The sequence below is a fragment of the Daejeonella sp. genome (assembly GCF_044348475.1).
Taxonomy (GTDB): domain Bacteria; phylum Bacteroidota; class Bacteroidia; order Sphingobacteriales; family Sphingobacteriaceae; genus Daejeonella.
Window position 1 is genome coordinate 1 of sequence record NZ_JBIKSU010000034.1, and the last position, 22,184, is coordinate 22,184.

General features: G+C 39.3%; 14 protein-coding genes. 6 read left to right on the top strand and 8 right to left on the bottom strand.

Annotated elements, in window-relative coordinates; all coding sequences use genetic code 11:
* Both ACIQZ6_RS08160 and ACIQZ6_RS08165 read left to right on the top strand, forming a co-directional pair.
* Nucleotides 1-1,334, top strand: a 1,334-nt coding sequence (locus ACIQZ6_RS08160; RefSeq protein ID WP_395809976.1) for a hypothetical protein, incomplete at its 5' end; no start/stop codon positions are given.
* Between the two features lie 84 nt (nucleotides 1,335-1,418).
* Entirely contained in the window at nucleotides 1,419-3,608 is a 2,190-nt protein-coding gene (locus ACIQZ6_RS08165; RefSeq protein ID WP_395809978.1) for a pyrroloquinoline quinone-dependent dehydrogenase, read from the top strand.
* A 117-nt stretch (nucleotides 3,609-3,725) separates the two neighbouring features.
* Here ACIQZ6_RS08165 and ACIQZ6_RS08170 read toward each other — a convergent pair whose 3' ends face one another.
* A complete protein-coding gene (locus ACIQZ6_RS08170) occupies nucleotides 3,726-4,301 on the bottom strand; it encodes an RNA polymerase sigma factor (RefSeq protein ID WP_395809980.1) in 576 nt (191 codons plus the stop codon).
* A 271-nt stretch (nucleotides 4,302-4,572) separates the two neighbouring features.
* Here ACIQZ6_RS08170 and ACIQZ6_RS08175 point away from each other — a divergent pair, with 271 nt between their 5' ends.
* From ACIQZ6_RS08175 to ACIQZ6_RS08190, 4 genes are all read left to right on the top strand, one after another.
* A complete protein-coding gene (locus ACIQZ6_RS08175; protein ID WP_395809982.1) occupies nucleotides 4,573-5,724 on the top strand; it encodes a FecR family protein in 1,152 nt (383 codons plus the stop codon).
* A 185-nt stretch (nucleotides 5,725-5,909) separates the two neighbouring features.
* Nucleotides 5,910-9,173 (top strand): TonB-dependent receptor, encoded by a 3,264-nt coding sequence (locus ACIQZ6_RS08180; protein WP_395809984.1) that lies wholly within the window; start codon nucleotides 5,910-5,912, stop codon nucleotides 9,171-9,173.
* Between the two features lie 102 nt (nucleotides 9,174-9,275).
* Nucleotides 9,276-10,598, top strand: a complete 1,323-nt coding sequence (locus tag ACIQZ6_RS08185) for a RagB/SusD family nutrient uptake outer membrane protein (RefSeq protein ID WP_395809986.1) — start codon at nucleotides 9,276-9,278, stop codon at nucleotides 10,596-10,598.
* A 524-nt stretch (nucleotides 10,599-11,122) separates the two neighbouring features.
* Nucleotides 11,123-12,229: an amidohydrolase family protein gene (locus ACIQZ6_RS08190; protein WP_395809988.1), complete on the top strand. Its 1,107-nt coding sequence runs from the start codon at nucleotides 11,123-11,125 to the stop codon at nucleotides 12,227-12,229.
* Between the two features lie 117 nt (nucleotides 12,230-12,346).
* Here ACIQZ6_RS08190 and ACIQZ6_RS08195 read toward each other — a convergent pair whose 3' ends face one another.
* The 7 genes from ACIQZ6_RS08195 to ACIQZ6_RS08225 all read right to left on the bottom strand — a co-directional run bounded on the left by ACIQZ6_RS08195 (nucleotide 12,347) and on the right by ACIQZ6_RS08225 (nucleotide 21,820).
* Nucleotides 12,347-14,707 carry a hypothetical protein gene (locus ACIQZ6_RS08195; protein WP_395809990.1) on the bottom strand — a complete coding sequence of 787 codons (2,361 nt, stop codon included), beginning with the start codon at nucleotides 14,705-14,707 and terminating at the stop codon, nucleotides 12,347-12,349.
* 23 nt (nucleotides 14,708-14,730) lie between these two features.
* Nucleotides 14,731-16,122: an MFS transporter gene (locus ACIQZ6_RS08200; RefSeq protein ID WP_395809991.1), complete on the bottom strand. Its 1,392-nt coding sequence runs from the start codon at nucleotides 16,120-16,122 to the stop codon at nucleotides 14,731-14,733.
* Between the two features lie 119 nt (nucleotides 16,123-16,241).
* On the bottom strand, nucleotides 16,242-16,784 hold the full coding sequence (locus ACIQZ6_RS08205; protein ID WP_395809993.1) for an REP-associated tyrosine transposase: 543 nt from the start codon (nucleotides 16,782-16,784) through the stop codon (nucleotides 16,242-16,244).
* Between the two features lie 136 nt (nucleotides 16,785-16,920).
* A complete protein-coding gene (locus tag ACIQZ6_RS08210; RefSeq protein ID WP_395809995.1) occupies nucleotides 16,921-18,462 on the bottom strand; it encodes an ATP-binding cassette domain-containing protein in 1,542 nt (513 codons plus the stop codon).
* Nucleotides 18,463-18,505: 43 nt separating this feature from the next.
* The gene (locus ACIQZ6_RS08215; RefSeq protein ID WP_395809997.1) at nucleotides 18,506-19,753 is read right to left on the bottom strand and encodes a glutamate-5-semialdehyde dehydrogenase; all 1,248 of its coding nucleotides are present in this window, start codon (nucleotides 19,751-19,753) and stop codon (nucleotides 18,506-18,508) included.
* A gap of 9 nt (nucleotides 19,754-19,762) precedes the next feature.
* The gene (gene proB, locus ACIQZ6_RS08220; RefSeq protein ID WP_395809999.1) at nucleotides 19,763-20,797 is read right to left on the bottom strand and encodes a glutamate 5-kinase; all 1,035 of its coding nucleotides are present in this window, start codon (nucleotides 20,795-20,797) and stop codon (nucleotides 19,763-19,765) included.
* Between the two features lie 144 nt (nucleotides 20,798-20,941).
* Nucleotides 20,942-21,820: a carbohydrate kinase gene (locus tag ACIQZ6_RS08225; protein ID WP_395810001.1), complete on the bottom strand. Its 879-nt coding sequence runs from the start codon at nucleotides 21,818-21,820 to the stop codon at nucleotides 20,942-20,944.
* Nucleotides 21,821-22,184: the final 364 nt, after the last annotated feature.

Below are 22,184 nucleotides of genomic sequence, written 5' to 3' on the forward strand. Positions count from 1 at the left end.
ATAACTTGCGTTATGGCCATACTTCTCTTGCTCCTGTCTTGGAATACCTTGAACCGGAGTGGCATGAAAAACCTGAACGACAGAAAGAGATACAAGAACTATATGACCAGATCATTACCCGCACCGATGTACCCGTCAATTTATTAGCTACTGGCCTAATTACCAATGCATATCTGTATACCGGCGAAGAAAAATACAAAAAATGGGTGCTTGATTATGTAGATGCCTGGATGAAGCGTATTGCTGAAAACGGGGGTCTGCTTCCAGATAACATTGGTCAAACGGGTAAAATTGGAGAATATAGAAATGGTCAATGGTGGGGAGGTTTGTATGGCTGGTATGGCCGATACGGAGTTTTAATGCAATTTTCTGCGCTCTCAGTGGCTAGTGAATGCGCCTATATGCTTTCAGGCGATCCTAAATATCTTGACCTGCTCCGCGGCCAACTAAACAGTATCATGCAGAGAGCAAAATTTACCAAAGAAGGTCAAATGCTGGTGCCTTACAGGTATAAAAAAGAAGGCTGGTATAGTTATCGTCCAATGATGATCCAGGATTTGGCTCACCTTTGGCATGCGTCTATGAACCCGGAAGATTGGAAAAAAATTGAGGTCTTGATGAAGGGCAATAAATTCCATCCTCTGTGGGATGAAGGTATTTGGGGTCAGAATACTCTTGGAGAACTTGACACTATTGTTTGGAAAAAGGCTGAACCATTTGACTGGAATCGTGAAGAAAGCCTGGGTGATCGTACCTTTGGGCTCACTGAACATGCACGGCTCATGTACTATGCAGGAAAAAATCCCGACTGGCCTTTAGAAGTCCTAAAAGCAGATTACACTGAGGTGATGAAAAGAATGAACTTTATGCAGAATGATCCGCGTAATATTTACAGCATTCAAAAAGATGATCTTTATCCAAATAATCCTGTGATTACCAAAGGGCTTGTTCAAACTACCATGGGAACTCCCCAAACAGTTTATAACGGAGGATTACTCCGGGCAACGGTCAGATATTTTGATGGCGATTTACAAAGACCTGGGCTTCCTCAAGATGTTTCTGCTCTGGTAGATGGTATACAGGCAAATGAAACTAAGCTGCATCTAGTCAATTTGAATCCTGTACAAACCCGCAAATTGATCATTCAATCGGGAGCTTTTGGAGAGCATTCATTCACGGAAGTAGCTGAAGGGCAAAGTAAAATTACCGTGAATGGATCTTATTTTATGGTCGAATTGCCTCCTGCCAGTTCCATTCATTTAACTATTGGGATGAAACGTTTTGTAAATAAACCATCCTACTCTTTTCCATGGGATAAGAACTATTCGAACTAGGGTTTACAAACTCAATAAACAAATAAAGTAGCGTAAGATTCACACAGCATAAGGATTATGGATAGGCTAAACTCAAAAAGATACATGAATAGAACGATGGCACTTTGCCTTTCTGGAATGTTGATTTACACGGGATGCATGGTCTATCCTACTTTGGTTAAAAAATCTAGTGTAGAACGCACCTGGGCTGTTTACAAAGCCGATGCTGAGGGCACCGGTTATTCTGTTCTAAACCAAATCAATACCAAAAATGTTCAGGAATTGGAACTGGCCTGGACCCATACATTCAGTGATGCTCCGCAAGGCTCAAGAGGTGGTAGCAGCGAAAGTAATCCCATCATACTTGATGGAGTGATGTATACCTTATCGGCCCGGCATCGTGTTTACGCACTAAACGCCTCAACTGGAGAGCAAATATGGAGTTTTGACCCTTTCAATGGTGAAGCTGGCGGTGGAATAGGCAGAGGAGTTACCTATTGGGAAAAAGGCGCAGATAAACGTATACTTTTTACGGCTGGCGATAATCTTTTTGCATTGAATGCACTAACAGGAATCCCTATTTCCACATTTGGTAATCAAGGCCGAGTTAGTATGAATATTGGGATGCGCGGCGATCCCGATAAAATTTCTGTAATCCCCACCTCGCCAGGCATTGTTTACAAGGATTTACTGATCATTGGTAACGAGGTTTCAGAATTATATGGTGCCGAGCCAGGTCATATCCGGGCTTATAATATCATTAGCGGTAAACTGGAATGGACTTTTCATACGGTACCACAACCGGGTGAACTTGGTTATGATACCTGGCCTAAAGAAGCATGGAAATATGTAGGTGGCACCAATAACTGGGGAGGTATGAGTTTGGATGCAGAACGCGGCATGGTATTTTTTGGAACAGGCTCTCCTACCTATGATTACTATGGTAAAGATCGGATTGGAATGAACCTATTTGGAAATTCTGTTGTGGCCCTTGATGCAAGAACAGGCAAATACAGATGGCATTTTCAGACCGTTCATCATGATCTTTGGGATTATGATCTTCCTGCAGCTCCCAATCTGATCACGGTAACTCATCAAGGCAAAAAGATTGATGCCGTAGCTCAAACATCAAAATTAGGGTATATCTATACCTTTAACCGCGACACCGGCGAGCCATTATTTCCTATTGAAGAACGTGCGGTACCGGCATCAGATATTCCTGGAGAGCAAGCATGGCCTACTCAGCCAATCCCTACAAAACCAGCACCTTATGCTCGTCAATCCATAACCAAAGATGACCTTAGCTTTTATACCCAATCCTCCTATGATAGTCTGTTGAATCGATTTAATGCCTTCAGATACGAGGGTCCTTTTACCCCTCCATCAATCCGGGGAACATTTATGATTCCTGGAAGCCGGGGTGGTTCAAGCTGGGGAGGTGGTTCTGTAGATCCTGAAAAAGGTATTATTTATGTAAAATCAAATGATTCGCCAGAGATCGCGACCCTGAAAAAAGTAGTAGAAAATGAAACCTCCAACCTATCTGCATTTAACCAAGGGAAAGCACTTTATAATACCTATTGTGTAAGCTGCCATATGCCTGATAAAAATGGAGATGAGCAGGGAAATCCATCATTACTTGCTATTGAAGCCAGATTGAGCAGGGAAGATGCCTTGAACAAAATTAAACGTGGCGGTGGAAAGATGCCATCATTCGCAAGTGTGATAGCCGGAAAAGAAGAAGCAATTATTTCTTTCCTATTTGAAAAGGAATCAAGTGCACGCCCATCAAGAGAGCAAAGTTTCTTGAAAGAAATTCAGGAAAATGAATCGGCAAATAAAGCTGGTATTAATACTCCAAAAGAAGATAAATACCTTAACCTAACAGCCTACGGTCAATTTACCGATGCAAATCGCAGACCGGGAATAAAACCGCCATGGGGACAGCTTCATGCTATCAATTTGAATACCGGAGAGTTTGAATGGTCAATAACCTTAGGTAATCAGCCAGAGGGGCAAGCTCTAGGTGGTCCAGAAACTGGAGCCAGCGGATCAGCCGGACCATTAGTTACCCGCGGCGGATTATTGTTTATTGGCAGTACTCGCGATAGGAAATTCAGAGCTTTTGACCAAAAAACCGGGAAAAAACTTTGGGAAACCACCCTACCGGGAATTGCCAATGCAAATCCATCTACCTATTGGAGCAAAGGCAAACAATATATTGCTATTTCGGTAGGTGGAGATGGCACGAATCCGGCAGGATATGTACTAAGTTTTGCGCTGCCCGCAAAATAAAATTATAGTATTTCTTTAATCACATTTAAACTCAGTGAACTAAAATATACCTGTAATTTTTTAAATTGGTAATTGCTAATTCCTCAAAAAATTAACCTACTGTTTTATAGCGTAATTTTATTGAATAACTACAAACATAATAATCAAAAAATGCCTCATTGAAAGCCTTAAGTGGCGCAAAGCATGGGTAAGTTGGTTTTCAACGGTCCGTTTTGATATATCCAGCCGTATGGCAATTTCATCATTAGAAAGCTGCTCTCTTCTACTTAAAGTGAATATTTCTTTACAGCGTCTTGGTAGTTCCTCTAATTCTTTGTCAACACTTTTTTCAAGATCCTGATAATGAATATTCAGTTCTCCATCATTCATGCTTACACGACTCGAATACTCAAGATCTTCCCGGTATTCAAGAGATTTTCTCCTGGCATTTTTTACATGACGATATACATGATATCGGGCAGATGCAACAATATAAGCCTTAAAAGATTCTATTTGCAATTTTTCACGCTTCAGCCAAAGATTAAGAAATATATCATGTACAATTTCAGAACATACTTCCCGGTCAGAACAAACAGAAAATACAGTAGCATATAACATTTCCCAATACCTGTCAAAAAGGGCATTAAAGGATGCTGAGTCTCCTTCCCTCATCCGGTTCAGTAAAATAGTATCAGAAGGCATTTTATCCGACATTTAAACTAAACAATTTGGTATATGCTTGAATTCCAAATATACATTCTACGTGTAAAGAAAATTAAATTTACTATTATTAACTAAAAAAAAGAATCTGAGTAATCATTGATTTCAAAAAAAGAATATTCGCCGAAAATCTTTTCAAAAAAGCCAGATTGAATAGCTTGATGTTTATCAACGGTTAATTTAAGACATCACAGGATAATATTCTTGATTATTTTATACTTTTCATGTGTGTACCAATCAAAAAAAGACTCTAAAGAATATAAGAATGACCAGAAAAGAATATAACCGCCTTTACGAAAAATACCTTGCAGGCAAATGCAGCAAAAAAGAACAAGCTGAACTTGAAAACTATCAGGATAGTTTCGAGCTTAAGGAGCAGCAATGGAATGTTAGGTCTATGGGGAATTCTGAAGAAATAAAACAATCTATTCAGGAAGATTTAAATTACAGTATTCAGGAACATTCCAAATACAGAATATTCAGATTCAGGGCGTGGCAATCAGCTGCTGCTGCTGCAATTTTGATTCTTTTAACAGCGGGCATTTACTATTATCAAAATTCACCTGAACCGGTTCTTGTAAAAACTGAGACACCCCGCTTCAGGAACGATGTAGCACCCGGAAATAATAAGGCAATATTGACATTAGACGATGGTTCAAAAATAGATCTTGATGATGCAAAAACTGGCATTCTTGCAAATGAAAGCAATATTGATATTAAAAAAACAGGTGACGGTCAATTAGAATATACAGCAGGTGCTCAAAATGTAAAAACAGTTAAGTACAACATTCTGAGTACCCCAATGGGCGGAGAGTACCAGCTTGTATTACCGGACGGTAGTAAAGTTTGGCTTAATTCAGGATCAACACTTAGGTTTCCGACTGCATTTATTGGTTCAGAACGGATAGTTGAGCTCAAGGGTGAAGCCTATTTTGATATAGCTAAAAATCCAAAAATGCCCTTTTTAGTGCGTACTAATAATGCAATGGACATCAAGGTATTAGGTACTCAATTCAATATAATGGCCTATGATGATGAAAAAAATATCAATACTACCCTAATTGAGGGATCAGTTGAAGTTCTGAAAGGATCAGGAAAGACCATGTTAAAACCAGGCCAGGAAGCAATTCTAAATAGAGGATCAGGAAATATCAAAGTTGCCTCGGCAGACCTTGAGCAGGCTATAGCATGGAAAAATGGCTACTTCATTTTTTACAATGAGAATATAGAAAGTATCATGCGCAAAGTTTCACGCTGGTACAATGTAGATGTGGTGTATCAGGGTAACTTAAGTAATAAAGATTTTGTTGGAACAATATCACGAAATAAAAATATATCAGAATTATTAAAAATGCTTGAGCTAACCGGTGCTGTTCACTTTAGCATAGATGGAAGGAGGATAACCGTTATGCCGTAACAAATACTTTTATTTAACGGCAAAAAAACCGGAAGCGCTGCGAACGCTCCCGGATAAAAATCTGGCGTTAAAAAAATCAAGCGTATACACAATCAATTAATTCAAACCAAACTTTCAAATGTATGAAACTTTACATGTTATTTAAGTGCAAGGAACCTTGCGTGTCATTAAAATTTATCAAGGTTATGAAACTCGCAATAATCTTATGCCTTACAACCTTATTGCAGGTAAATGCTGCAGGTTATGCACAGAAAATCAATCTTGCTGTGAAAAATGCTCCAATGGAAAAAGCATTAAGGGAAATTAAAAAACAGGTTAATTATAGTTTCCTTTACAATACCCAAATGCTTCAGTCGACGAAGCCTGTTAACTTCAGCGTCACAAATTCAACTCTTGAAGAAGTACTTAGGCTTTGCTTTAACGATCAGCCTTTAACATACTCTATTGTTGATGAAACCATTATCATTTCTAAAAAACCAATCCAGAAATCAGAAAATCAGGTTCAGGTTATAGAAGAGATAGCTCCGCCACAGGAAATCAAGGGTACCGTAAAAGACTCTAAAGGAGTCGGGCTCCCTGGCGTAAGTATCAAACTTAAAAAATCCACCATTGGTACAACAACAGACATCAATGGTAATTTTACCCTAAACATTCCGGATGCAGGAATTTTAGTATTTAGTTATATTGGATTTACCGCTGTAGAACTTCCGTCAAATGCCAGAGCCGCAATGAATGTTGTATTACAAGAAGACGAGCAAGCCTTAGGTGAGATTGTTGTTGTTGGTTACGGAACACAAAGTAAAAAAGATGTTTCCAGTGCTATAGGATCGCTTTCTGTAGGAAGCAAAAAATTAGCTGACCTGCCAATTACAAGTCCGGAGCAATTATTACAAGGCCGTGTAGGTGGTGTTAACATTACTCAAGACACAGGAACACCAGGTGGTCGTTCCACTGTTAGAATCAGGGGTGCAAGTTCAATTAATGGCGGAAATGACCCATTATATGTAGTTGATGGAATCCCTGTTAATACAGGCAATTACAACGGTGCTGCCGGAGGTGCTGTTGCTCAAAACCCACTTTCAAATATCAGTCCGAATGATATCGAGTCTATTGACATCCTAAAAGATGCATCAGCGGCTGCTATTTACGGATCAAGAGCTTCAAATGGGGTAATCGTAATTACCACCAAGAGAGGTAAAGAAGATCAGACAAAGATCACTTACAATACCTATTTCGGATATCAGGAAGTTGCAAAAAGAATCCCTCTTTTAGGCGGCCCTGAGTGGGGAGAGTTGATAAACGAAGCAAACGTAAACGTAAAAAATGCTCCGCCGATTGTAAATCCAAGTGCATTAACAACTACAGACTGGCAGGAAGAAATTTTCAGAACAGCTCCAATCCATAATAATGAGCTTTCACTTTCTGGTGGTACCAAGAAAACGCAATACTTTTTATCAGGAAGTTATTTAGGCCAGACCGGGGTTGTAATTGGTAGTGGATTTACCCGTGGTAACATTAGGTTTAATTTTGACCAAACTATCAATGACCGATTAAAAGTCGGAATCAACATGAGCATGAACCGTGCAAAAACAGACCGTGTTAGTGCTGGCGACCGTGATGGTATTGTGGCTGTAGCCATTGTAAAATCACCTGCTGTTCCAGCCCGTAATGCTGATGGTTCTTTAAATCCCAATGATCCATACATTAGTAATATTGATAACCCATTGATCATTGCTGATCAGGTTAGAAATGATGCGTTTAGTAACAGAGCCTTGGGCAATGCATTTCTTGAGTTCAAGATCCTTGATGGACTGAATTTCAGAAGTAGTATTGGTTTAGATTATTTAAGTCTGGAAGAGGTTTATTTTGTACCTCCAAATAAACTGACCGTATTAGGACGAACTACAAACGGTACCGGTACAAACAGTATGACTCAGGATAAGGGCTGGATCAATGAAAACACCTTAAACTACAACAAAACATTCAAGGAAAATCATCGGTTCAATATCCTTTTAGGTTATTCAAACCAGGAATCTGTATTTAGCAGAACTGTAGCATCAGCTTCAAATTTTGCGCTTGAAGCTATTCAAACCTTAGGTTCAGCCTCCATCAAGAATTCAACATCTACAGGTAGTAGCTGGGGCTTAACTTCTTACTTCAGCAGATTAAACTATTCATTTAAAGATAAATTCAACCTGGCAGCCAGTTATCGTATCGACGGATCTTCAAGGTTCAGTGAAAACAATAAATATGGTCGCTTCCCTTCTGTTTCAGCTGCATACCGCATTGGGCAAGAAGATTTCTTAAAAGACCTTACATGGGTTGAAGATGTAAAAGTAAGAGCAAGCTGGGGCCGTACAGGTAATCAGGAGATCGGCAACTTTACTTCCAGAGGATTATTTGGCGGTGGTTTTAACTATATCGGTTCAAGTGGTTTGGCTCAAACTCAGTTAGCTAATCCCAATTTAACCTGGGAGAGCACTGAGCAAACCAATTTAGGTTTAGATCTGAGCTTTTTCAAAGGAAGGATAAATTTCAGTTTTGATGCGTACAAGAAAAATACTTCAGGATTGTTATTGGCCGTTTCATTGCCTACAAGTTCAGGATTTGCAAGCTCATTGCAGAACGTTGGTAATGTAGAGAACAAAGGAATTGAACTTGCTTTGAACACAGTCAATATTGACAAAACAAATTTTAAATGGTCAACTGATTTCAATATTTCATTCAATAGGAATAAGGTAACTAACTTACCTGGTGGAGATATTCCCCTTGGATTTAATGGTTATGCCAGTGTTGTAAAACAAGGATATCCCATAGGTACTTTCTTTGGATGGAATCTACTTCGGGTTAATCCAGCAACAGGAAATTATGATGTACAGGATATAAATGGTGATGGAAACATTCCTTTAGCTTCAACTACACTTGATAACGTAGTATTAGGAAGTGCACAACCGAAATTTACTGGAGGTTTTACAAACTCTGTTTCCTACAAAAATTTCGATGCTTCTGTTTTCTTGCATTTTGTTTACGGCAACCAGATCTTCAATCAGGCTGAATATTCTTATGGAAGACTGCATACCTGGTTCAACTCTTCAACTTTAGCAAGAAACAGATGGAGAAAACCTGGTGATGTTGCAACTTTACACCGTGCTGCCTGGGGAGATCCAACAAGAAACGGATCAGTTTCTAATCGCGTATTGCAGGATGGATCATTCTTAAGAGTGAAAAATATTGCCCTTGGATATAATATAAAGACTGCTGGTATGAAGAAAGCAGGAATTCAGAATTTAAGAGTTTATGCTGCAGGTCAGAATATTTTCACCTTTACCGATTATCGCGGATATGATCCAGAGGTTAATGCAAATGGGAATGATACAACTTTGGGTTTTGATATGAGTTCATACCCTCAGGCTAGATCATTCTCATTAGGTTTAAACGCAACATTTTAATATAAATTAATGAAACAATCATGATTTTACTAAAACCCCTAGGGCAATAATTATCAAATCATGATCGCTTCATCACCATTGAAAAATCTAAAAGATAAAAAGATGAAAAAAATATTTTTAATATTCTTCTTATACCTGACGGTATCCTCATGTGATGTCATCGATCAGGAACCTATCGATTCTGTTTCAACACAGTCGCTATTCAAACTACCTTCGGATGCCGATGCAGCCATTATTGGAACTTATCGCTACCTAGCCAATTTAGGCCCTAACTACATCTATTTTGCTGAATTACCCACAAAAAATAGCAAGGGTAATGCACTGAACCGCCAGTTTGAACAATTGAACAATCTGATCATTGTTGCAGATAACTCCCAATTTACAGGTCTATGGGATCAGCAATTTGTACTGATCAATTCAGCTAACGTAGTTATTGCCAAAGTTCCAGGAATTCCTGGAATGGCCGATGCAGCAAAAAATTCAGTTATTGCTGAAGCACGCTTTCTGAGAGCTTTTGTTTACTTTAATTTGGTTAGATATTTCGGAGCTGTTCCTTTGATTACTACACCAACTGAAAGCCCAGATGTAAAGTCACTACAAGTATCACGTACTCCCGTTGCAGAGGTATATACTCAAATCCTTGCAGATCTTGATTTTGCAAAATTGAATTTGCCTGAAACTCATACGGGTTTAGGTAAGACAGGTCGGGCAACAAAAGCTGCTGCCTTTGCATTAGGAGCAAGAATACACCTCACCAGAAAAAACTACCCTCTTGCAATAGCTGATGCTAATCAGGTGATCAGCAAAAGAGGAGAAACGCTAAGTGTAGCCTATGCAAACCTATTTCTGACAAAAAATTCAGCAGAAGCTATTCTGGAAATCAACTATGATACTCAATTGCAAAATTCACTTGCAACCACATTCCTGCCTGGATCTCTTGGTGGCACCAGGACAATTGAAGTTAATAATGATATCTTCAATGCGTACGAAACTGGTGACCTTAGAAAAGATGCAACCTATGGCTTCGCAAATGCTGCAAATTATATGAAAAAGTATTCAAGGGGCGGAACCAAAGATGATAACATCATTGTTTTTCGTCTTGCAGAAGTACTTTTAGCAAAAGCTGAAGCTTTAGCAGAAACTAGTTATCCAAGTACCGATGCTGTAAAATTATTGAATGAAGTTCGTAAAAGAGCAGGATTGGCTGCAATCAACCCCGCAACAATTGCAGATTTCAGAACAGCATTGTACAAGGAAAGAAGACTTGAGCTTTGTTTTGAAGGTCATGAATGGTTTGACATTGTTAGAACCGGCCGCCTACAGTCAGTACTAGGTATCACAGATATCAACAAGGCAATCTGGCCTGTACCTTCTGTAGAAATTGCCCGTAATCCTAAATTACAACCACAGAATCCTGGTTATTAATTAAGATTGAACAAAAGAAAGCCCGGTATTTGAAATAAATACCGGGCTTTCTTTTTACAGGTAAATCAAAAATTGAATTTTCAATTTCGTACAATAAAAATTAAAGAAGAGGTTGTTTAGTATGTTATCTAGATAGCTGGTATTTTCATAATTAATAAACAAGCCTGCAAAAAATGGACATAAAAAACAAGATTTACAGTAGTAAAAAAAATACTTAGCTATATTTTCAGATTTTATGATTTAACAGGCTCATAAATCAAGGAAATGTTCTAAAAAATACGTTTAAGGCAAGAAAACATAAGATCAATGAGTGACTTGCATATGAAATCAAGATGGCGACAACTATTGGCTTACCAATGAAAAGGCAATTCTCATACACTGGTTACTATTAATGGGTAGTAGTTAGGAAATCAATAAGGTGCGTTTTATCCTCAAATTCAAAGAATAATTTCTGTCCTATTTGGTAAAGAATTTCCAATTAATGAAGCTTTATGCTAAATTCATCATTCAATTAAATAAGTGACATGAATATTCTGAAAATGAAATCCTTTTATCTTGCCGCATTTCTATTATTTAGTCAGTGCAGCCTAGCACAGAATGAAAGAGGAAAAATAGATTTTGAAACTTATAATCCACCCTCATCTTTGGTAGTTCCGGAGCATAATACAGGTAGAGCTAAATTTCCTTTTATTGATATTCATAACCATCAGAATAACATGCCTTCGCAGAATCTTGGCAATTTATTGTCAGAAATGGATAAGTTAAACATGAAGGTCATGGTCAATCTGAGCGGACGCAGCGGCGAATATCTGGCATCTGCAGTTAAGAATGTGAGGCAAACCAATGCAAAGCGCCTAATCGTATTTGCCAATATCTCATTTACAGGAATTGGAGAAGCATCTTGGACAGAAACTGCCGTAAAGCAGCTTGAAGACGATGTAAAAGCAGGTGCACAGGGACTAAAAATATTTAAAAGCCTAGGGTTTTCTGTTAAAGACACTAAAGGCAACCTGGTAGCTGTAGATGATCCAAGACTTGAGGCCATCTGGGAAAAATGCGGGCAGCTGGGGATACCTGTATTGATCCATACGGCAGATCCCAAACAATTTTGGGATGAACCCAATGCCCAAAATGAACGCTGGCTTGAACTTATAACTCAACCGGGCAGAAACAGAAGTGCATCGGATGGTTATTCCTGGGAAGTTTTGATTAAACAACAGCATAATCTAATCAAAAAACATCCACGCACTAATTTTATCATTGCTCATTTTGGATGGTTTGCAAATAATCTAGACTATCTGGGTAAGCTTCTGGATACTTATCCCAACATGAATATTGAATTTGGAGCTGTTATTGCAGAACTTGGCCGGCAACCACGCATGGCCAAAAAGTTTTTTGAGCGCTACCAGAACCGAATCCTTTTCGGAAAAGACAGCTGGGTACCTTCAGAATATAGCACGTATTTCAGAGTTCTTGAAACCGAAGACGAGTACTTTCCATACCACAAAAAATACCATGCCTACTGGAAAATGTATGGCATTGGGTTAAGTGATGAAGTGTTAAAGAAGGTGTATTATAAAAATGCAATCCGCCTGATACCGGGAATTGACCGAACTCAATTTCCGAATTAATTAAGTGATGTACAGGCATTCTATTCTCAGGATATCAATCCTGAGAAAATTGTCTCTAGCTATTCCGTACAGGGTTACATTATGCTGATTCAATAAGAATTCAGGCTCCTGAATTTTTTAAATTTCAGGTTCCAATTCATGATGGCTACGAAGCATCCCAATAAATTTAGGCTCCAGTTTGATACCCTTACTTTTACAATACAGAATAATATCATTACCCAAACGTGTATTTGAATGATTAAATCGAACCTGCTTATTCAATTTCAGAAAACCAATTTTATCCAGCTGCTCAAACGAGGTCTGACCCTTAACCTTTGGGAGATAAACGATGCAATCTGTAAAACTAACACCCAGTACGGAGTCTAGGTCAAAGGATATTTTTGATTGATCATCAATTGAGGGTTCAAATTCGCAGTTGCTAAATGAAAGCCGGCCGCTAAACTCTGAATTATCTTTTTCAATTGTTTGAATAGTACAGTTCTCAAATTTTAAATTTCCGGAACCTCTACCCAGATAAGCCCGCAAGTTATTGCAATCCTGAATTCGAATATCGGGATACAGTGCATCTGTACGTTTACCCTCCTGGGTATCATTTAAATATAGATGGTTCCTATCCGAAAGCTTGTTTCCAGTGTTTCCACTTAAATTTTCAAGATCAATATTGCAGAATAACATTCTTGAATTCGATAAAAGACGGACCCCATCATAGGAACCTTCTTTTGACATGTGAAATTTAGAGCAGTCATAGATTTGCAGCAAACGAACTCCCTGTTTCCGGCCACGCACACTTATATTACTAAATTCGAGTTTATCCGGAAAGAACAAAGCTACTTTGTCGGCATTTTTTGTCCATTCCGAGGTTTTCATCAGCCAACATGTTGCTTTATTGGAAGGGTCGCCGGTAAAATCGATAACCATATCCTGAACGCTTAATGTACGACCATAACCAATTGGGTACTTGAAATCAAAATCAGCCACAGTAAACTGAAGGACAGACACTTGTGTAGCGTTGGTACGTGGTATTAAGCGACAATTACGGATGCGAATATCTCCATCCCATTTAGCGCCATAATCGGCTCGAAAGGAAATAAATGCATTGGTATTGACATTGGTATTTTCAACAAAAAGATCGCCTCCGCCAGTAAGGGTGAGCCCTCTCTGACCAACTTTACTATCTTTAATGTATAAGTTCCAGCAATGGAAATGTACGTCAACACGATTCAGGACACAACTTTCTATGCGAAAATTCTTGGTTAGATTAGTCCCAAAAACACCCCAATGAACCGGACTGCCTTCTGCTGTTATATTCCGAAAAGTTACGTTCATCCAGCGATTTCCTGATATCCCATAGGTGCCCTGCGGAACCATCGGCACACCCACTCTATCTTTTTCCCATGGCAAAAGCCTGATATTCTCAACAGTTACATCAAAAACATACCTCAAAGAATAAAAACCACTTCTTTGGATTTTGGCTACATCTTGATTTCCGGGTTCAAGTCCAACCCACTGATTTGAAAGCAAGGTACGGCTACGCTCCACACGAATACCATTCTCAAAATAAGCACCCTCATTATCTCCTGATAAATAGAATGTTCCACCAGTAATATTTAAATAACTATCACTCGCAGGGTAAGCTATCAAGCTGGTATAATCTTTAAAAGACCATGCAATATCTCCAACAATTCTGCCATGTTCTTCAACATAAAATAACTCTTCGCGAGCCCAACCCTTACTAACTCCAGTACTTTGATTGCGGAGTCCGATCATGTCATTTGCATCAGCAATGATGATCATACAATTTTTATATGCGGCCAGTTCCGGTATAACCTGCACACCCGGTTTTAACTGATTAAGCAATGCCTTTTTGCTTTCTTCACTAAATTTTATGTTAACGGGAGGCTGATCTGGAATAATCTTAAAGCGTGGCTCTTTGCTGTTAAACTTTTCATTGAAATGGAAAATACTTTGCCCCCAATCTGTATTGGTGCGTATTTCAATGGCATTTGATTCACTAAACCAGTATTCACCATTGGGGTTGATTACCGGAAGAAGTTGTGAATTGGCATAATTATGAGCGGCTTTGATCTGTATCCCATCATCATTGATCTTATCGCCCAGTGCACCAAATAATTTATAATTCACGGCGCTAATATTGATCAGTTCAGCAACCAGATTCTTTTTCAACGGAATGATGCTTCCATTATCGACAGCCTGATTTGACTGAGCTTCCTTGATCAGGTAAGTTCCATGTCCGCTATCGCCAACCTGATAATATCCAGCAGTTTGTACAAAGTTCCCTGATTTGAGGGATGTGCTTTCTTTTAATGCCGCAATAGTTGAAAAAACAAGTAATACCTCTCCTTCTTTCAACACCGGAACAAAACTACTTGCTGAAGCATTTGTAGTAGAGGCGAGCATACCCAAGCCTGTCAAGCCAAAGGTACTGAGTACCTTGCGCCTGCTTAATTTATTTGCCATAAAAGATTATTTAACTTGTTCATTTAGTCTGAAAGATCATTTTTATAGGTTTCAGGCACTAAAAAGATATTGACAATTATTCCAATAACAATCAATGCAAGCGGATAAACTAGGCCGATGAACGGCGATAAAGCAAAACCGATCACTACCGATGATTTGATTAGTTCTGTTATGACCGGAGTTGAACCTCCAATTGCGCCATTACCCACATTATACACGAATCCCATACTGGTGTAACGGATACGGGTAGGGAACATCTCCATCAGGAAGGCACCCATCGGACCATAAACCATAGTTCCAGAAAGTGTGAGCATAAATACCAAACCGATGAATATTAGGGTGGTTTGCGTATCGATATGCTGAATGGTATCTAGGCGTTGTGGGTTTCCCAGCTCCAAAAACAGATAAAACATAATTGGGATCACAATCAAGCCCAGTATCATCCCAGGTAGAATAACCTTTTTCCTGCCAATTTTATCACTCAGCGCTCCAAAGATCTGGAAAAAAGGACCTGCCAAAAGAATACCGCTAGCCATAATTAATAGTGCAGTGGTATCAGGCAATTTCACCGTTCGCTGAAGAAAAAACAAGGTTATAAACTGATTGGTTTGCATAATGGCGCTTTGTGCAGCATTACCGCCAAAAATTGCACCCAAAATTAGGCCGATATTCTTTTTTGTTTTAAAGGTTTCCTTAACCGGAGAATTACTGGTTTTACCTTCACTTTTTAGCTGGGCAAAAACCGGGCTTTCATGAAGTCTGCGACGAATAAAATAACTGGCAATGACTAAGATAGCGCTGAAAAGAAAGGGGATTCTCCATCCGAAAGAATTAAAAGACTCTTCAGACATGATGCTTTTCGTAGAAAAAACAACTACAAGACCTAGAATCAAGGCAATAGAAGATGTTGTTTGTATAAATCCGGTATAAAAACCTCTTTTATTTTGAGGGGCATGCTCTGCGACATAGATCACAGCACCTGAATATTCTCCACTGATAGCCAATCCTTGCATAAGCCTGAGTATTAGAAATAAAATTGGAGAAACCCATCCGGCTTGTTCGTATGTTGGTATACAACCAATTAAAAAGGTAGCTCCACCCATCAAGAGCAAGGAAACCAGGAAAGTATACTTTCGCCCTATTTTATCGCCAAAATTTCCAAATAAAAGCGACCCAAAAGGCCTGATCAGATAGGTAGTTGCTACGATACCCAGTGTTTCAATAAAATTATTGCCACCGGCAGGAAACAACTGCATGGATAAAATATTAGCCATAATTACAGCCAATAGAAGATCATACCATTCAATCAGCGTCCCAACCGATGACGCTACAATTACTAAACGAAGATTATTCTTTTTTTCTGGGCTAATGACAGCTTCATTAGCTAAATCAGGAGGGGTAGAAACAGAGGCCATGTATGCGCTTTAAATAGTATGTATGAATTTGGATTCAAATTAGAAATTTTTTGAATAGAATACAGAATCGATAAGTAATTTATCTGCTACCTGCTAGCGCACGCGTGTCGCGTGTGCTCTCATAAATCCAAATCTATTAAACCCTTTCCACCCGAATAATCTATTGCACTCGAATACTTCCAATGCCAAGGCTCTAATACAAGTCCGGCCTTCACTGGATTATTATGTGTATAATCCACCTTTTGTTCAAGTACATCTTGACTCCACAATTCTATTGGCCTGTTATCATGCTGCCAAAATTGATTTGTTGTCACATTACTTCTTTTTTTTCCTTCTTTTCTAAACATATCAAGCATCCATTCTCTACGTGACTCCTGCGAATTTTCATATATTGACTTCACTAAATTTTTAGATGTATATTCCTTAAATCTGCCTAATAGCGTTGCTGGATCATTGTTTTTCGCTCTGATGATTAAATGAAGATGACTGGTCATGATACACCAACAATATAACTCTAAGCCCAGTTTTTGCTTGCAGTAAATAAGACTCTCAACAATTAGGTCGCAGTAAACAGGCCTAATAAATACATCGACCCAATTAACAGTTGCAAAACTCACAAAATATAAACCTTCATTATTCAGAAATTTGTACTTTCTACTCATAAGAAATGAAGTTAATTCAATCTTGATTGAGGAGCTATTGCAAGTAGAAAACGGACTTTATAAATTAGGGAACGGTATTAATAATTATTGAAGCACACGCGACACGCGTGCGCTAGCATATTTCTATATTAATACATCAAACAACCCTTCCCTGTTCCAATTTCAAAGAATGTGTAATACTCAGAGGCATTTCCTCCTGATAATGACTAACATAAATGAGGCTCAAGTCAGTCATGCTGCAGATCGTATCAATCAGGTTTTTAAATTGTTCTTGCCGCTCAACATCAAGCCCAAGGCAGGGCTCATCTAGTATTAAAAGCGATGGATTCTTAACCATGGCTCTGGCCAACATACAGATACGTTGAATACTAACCGGAACATTCCGGATCAACGCGCCCGCAAATTCACTGATATGCAGCAATGTCATCCACCTTAATGAGGTTTCAGCCCTTGATTTGCCTGATACCCGGAACAAACCCAGTGTATCATCAAACCCTGACTCTATAACTTGCAAACAAGTACTCCCCGTTGGGAAATACTGAAAAAATTCAGGCGAGACATAGCCGATTTTCTTTTTTATCTCCCAAATACTCTCTCCGCTACCTTTCGGCTGGTCAAAGAGGATGATCTTATTGGCAAAAGCTTGTGGGTTATCCCCATTTATTAAACTTAGCAAAGTAGATTTACCGGCTCCATTATGCCCTGTTAATGCCCATCTCTGGCCTTGCCTAACCTGCCAGTTCACACCATCAAGAATCTGCTTATCCCCGTATTTGATCGAAACATCTTCCATTCCGATAATGGTATCATACACTACAGAAGGAGTAGCTGAGAGCAGTTGTTTCAGTTCATCCTGATTTGTTTGTATTTGACCAATGGTATGAAAACTAATCGGTTTAAACTCATATTTTTTACATTGAATGATCATTTTTCCACTTTCCAATACCGCCACATGGGTAATCGACTCTGGAATTTCTGTTGCTGGGGTAGCCATAATAATGCTAATTCCTGATTCAGATATTTCACGAATAAGTTCATTAAAATCTTGACGTGCAGATACATCTAGTCCGTTCAGAGGGTTATCGAGCAAGAGTAATACTGGATTTTTGATTAGTGCTGCGGCAAGCATTAATCTTTTGGTTTCACCATTAGATAATTTAATAAGCTCTTTATCAAGCAAATATGTCAATTTTAACCATTCTGTTGCCTTTTGAATGGTCCATAACCCCGAAGGATTCACAACCTTAATACTTGAAAGATAGGTTGATACTGTATCCGCATCTTCAGAATCGCATGAATTAAACCGCTGCTGATAATAGAAGTCGCTGGTATTGGAAAGATTTCGGAATTCATGCCTTGCAGATACCTGAGTAATCAGTTTATACCGGTTAAACAAAGGGTCATCCTGATGATGCTCCTGAATATGTTGATCAAAATAAGGATAGTATGCCTCACCTCTAGCCATGGACGCTTTACCCATGATAAAATCTAGAAAAGTACTTTTTCCGGAGCCACTGTTCCCAACCAAAGCCCAGTGCTGACCTTTTTCAAGACTGAAATTCAAATCCTCAAAGACAAGGGTATTGAAATGCCGGATACTTACATCCTTAAAGGAAATGAGCAGATTAGTCAAATTGGTTTTTTTATGAGCACATGCAACATAGGCAAACGCTTGCAAGGTATTGTTTAATTAATTTAGCACACGCGTGCGCTAGCGTATCTTATCTTACCTGACCTTGGCCTCGTATGATCCATTTTTCAGTCACCAGTTTTTCAAGTGCAAAAGGACCACGGGCATGTAATTTTTGGGTAGAAATTCCAATCTCAGCTCCTAGCCCAAATACTCCACCATCCGTAAATCGTGTTGAAGCATTTGTAAAAACTGCCGCGGCATCTACCTCATTTAAAAAGCGCTCACAGTACTCCATATTTTTAGAAATAATCGCTTCCGAATGTTTGGAAGAGAATTTACGGATATGTTTTGCTGCCTCATCAAATCCGGCAACCGTTTTTACAGAACATTTAAAATCAAGAAATTCGCGACCAAAGTCTGCCTCTACCGCTTCTTTTAGAAATGGATAATTCAGCTGCTTCAAAATAGCGTATGACTCCGGATCAGCAAAGATCTCTACCTGATAGGCCTGCAGTTTGGGAGCCAAAATACTAAGCAAGGGCGCTAAAATTTCTCTATCTACAATGACCGTATCTAGTGAATTACAAACTGACGGACGGGATACCTTGGCATTGGTTACGATTTTAGCGGCACTTTCAAGATCAGCAGAAGCTTCCACATACGTATGGCAAACGCCAGCCCCAGTCTCAATTACAGGCACTGAAGCATGCTCGCGCACATAATCAATCAATTGCTGTGAGCCACGAGGAATTAAAATATCTACATATTTAGTGGCCGTGAGCAGTTCGGGCATGAATTTTCTGTCGGTAGGAAGCAACTGAACAATATTCACATCCAGATTGAAACTTGCCAAAACCTCCTGAATCAATGTAACCAAAAATGTATTGGTATAAAAAGCATCAGTGCCACCTCTCAAAACACAAACATTGCCCGATTGAATGCATAGAGCGGCAACATCAATGGTCACGTTGGGCCTTGATTCATAAATTACGCCAACTACGCCCAGCGGGACCGTTATTTTCTGAATAAGAAGTCCATTATCCATAATCCGCTCAGAAAGCAACCGATTACTTGGATCAGGTAGTGCAGCAATATCTTCCACACTCTTTGCAAGATCTTCAATCCTAGCTGGAGATAGTAATAAACGGTCTTTCTTAGGATCAGAATCAGACATTTGGTTCAGATCCAATTTATTTTGAGCACTAATAGTAGCCGTGTTTTCCCTAATTTTTGCTGCCAGAGATCTCAGTATATCTGCTTTTTCATCATCACTTAAAAGCTTGGCTGCGATGCTTGCCTGCGAGGCCTGTTCAAGTAGAGATTGGATCGATTCCATGGTCAAAGTTTACAGTAAAACAATATTATCGGCATGCGCCACTTCCAGATTTTTTACTTTAGTATCCTTGGTCAAAGTTGTTGAATCGATCTTTGCGATAGCAACCGCTACCGCATTATTGTCTTCATCAAGAATCTCAATGATCTCACCATTCTCAAAACCAGTCAGTACTTTCTTAATTCCAACAGCAAGCAGACTATGCCTGTCTTTCAATGCTTTACAAGCCCCGGCATCAATTTGAATCCGGCCACGAACAAGACTTCCACTGGCCAGCCACTTTTTACGTGCAGAAAGATCACTTTTCTGGGGCAAGCATAAAGTACCTGTTGAACCTTCTAATGCTTTAATGATCCCATTATCAGTTCGGATACCGAATATAACCACGCGAATTCCCATTTGATTGGCTAAGCGGGCAAAATTCAATTTTGAGGTCATACCCCCTAATCCAGAAGCAGATTTTTCCTTATTCGCTAATAAGAGAATTTTCTTATCGGTGGTATCAAGCTCTGTAATTACTTTGCCATTTCCATCCAAAACACCAGGAACCGAAGTGCTGAACAAGACTTGCGAAGCGCCAAACCCAACAGCAATCAGTGTAGCTAGCTCATCATTATCAGAAAATTTTAATTCCAGGTTGCTCACCACATCATTCTCATTAGCAATCGGGATAATATTACTTGCCCAGAGTTCCTCATAGGTTCGCTTAAGCTGCAAGAACTGATCACGGTTTGAAAAATGGTGACGTTCACACAGACTTTGGGCAATGGCAATGCCATGTGGTATAAAATATTTGGCGTATGTATTTAATAAAAGTGGATTTCCAACAGATGCTGCTGCTTTCTTCTCATTCAACGTGCCTCCATAATTCTTTAAGAACTTTTTTCCGGCAGCAACAGCTCCCGATGAAACAATCACCAGGTCATATTCCTTATGAATCAATGCCACTTGTCGTGCTATTTGCTCAATCACTAACTCATCAAGCTCACCATCTGTGGTGGTGATTGATGCAGTTCCAAACTTTAGTACGAGTATAGGTTTTGCCACTGTAAATGTATATGGATCGAATTTAAGGAATTTTTCTCAGCTAGCGCGCGCCGCGTGTGCTAAATCAGAAAGCTAATTTTAGATAATTTATTTCCGGAATTTACTTGACACAGGTGTTACGCGTGCTTTAACCCCAATTTGATATTAGTTTATTATTCTTTCTGAAAGTTTCTCGATATTCTCCTTTAAAAAAGGAGGATTTGCCCCTTTTTGGGATGCAACCCAGGCCCCAAGTTGGCAAGCAAATTTAAGGGCATCATTCAGCGGTTTATCGTCCATATACTGGTGGATAAATCCCGCAAGAAAAGCATCCCCAGCTCCAACGGTATCTGTGGTATCCACAACAAACCCATTCTGATAAAATTTTTCATCCGCTGTTTTCAAAAATGCACCCTCAGCACCACGCGTCACACAAAGTAACTTGAGTGAATAGTTCTTAAAAACAAGGTCTGCCGCTAATTCCAAATCAGTGGAGTCAAATCCGTTCCATGCTGATAATTGGAAAAGTTCCTCATGGTTCATTTTTACTAGATCTGATTTTCTAAGCAGTTGTTCAACACTATCCTGATCTACAAAAGGAGGACGGAAATTCACGTCGAAAACCTTAAGAGCGCGGGTATCTAATAAACCTGTTAATGTTTCAAAAGAAGTCTTATTTCGACAAGAAAGGCTTCCATAAACCAGAACATTAAATTCTGGAAGAGTCTTTACCTGTTCTATATAATCCCATGCCGAAGGGAAAACAATTTCATAACTGGCGTCCTTTTGCTCTGAGAGATGCACATTCACAAGTCCTGTTGGGTAATTGTTCTGCTGAATGAACTGGCTAGAAAGACCGTTTTCACGGAGGTATTCAAGTAGGTTTTCGCCATGCTTATCTTTTCCACAACTGCTTAAGATAAAAACATCAGAACCTAATTTTTTTAGGCTAATAGCTACATTCATTGGCGCTCCGCCTGGTACTGCTCCGTCGGGAAAAATATCCCATAACATTTCACCAAAACAAAGGATACTGCTTTTCATATTAGGCTTTTATGGATATAATTTAATGCCAAATTAATAAAATCTCAGCTAGCGCGCGCATGCAATCAATAAATCAAAGTCACCGCACCCGAGAGCAACTGCTTTCCAGCCCTGCTAGAAATTTTATAATGATTAAAAGGCTTTAAAATTAGAGATTAAATACAATATGAACAACAAATCGTTCATTCACTGAACCTCCGTTCACCTCTCTTCCGCCTTGACTGGTGCGGCAATTACTGTCCCAGCCCTCGCAGAACCTTTCATAGCAGCAGGCGCAGCGGTAGCGTTTATTCGGTGTAGTTTATTGTTTTTTAAAGGCCCTCATGGTCTCGTCGTACCGCCTCGGCATTGGTAATTTTTTCCT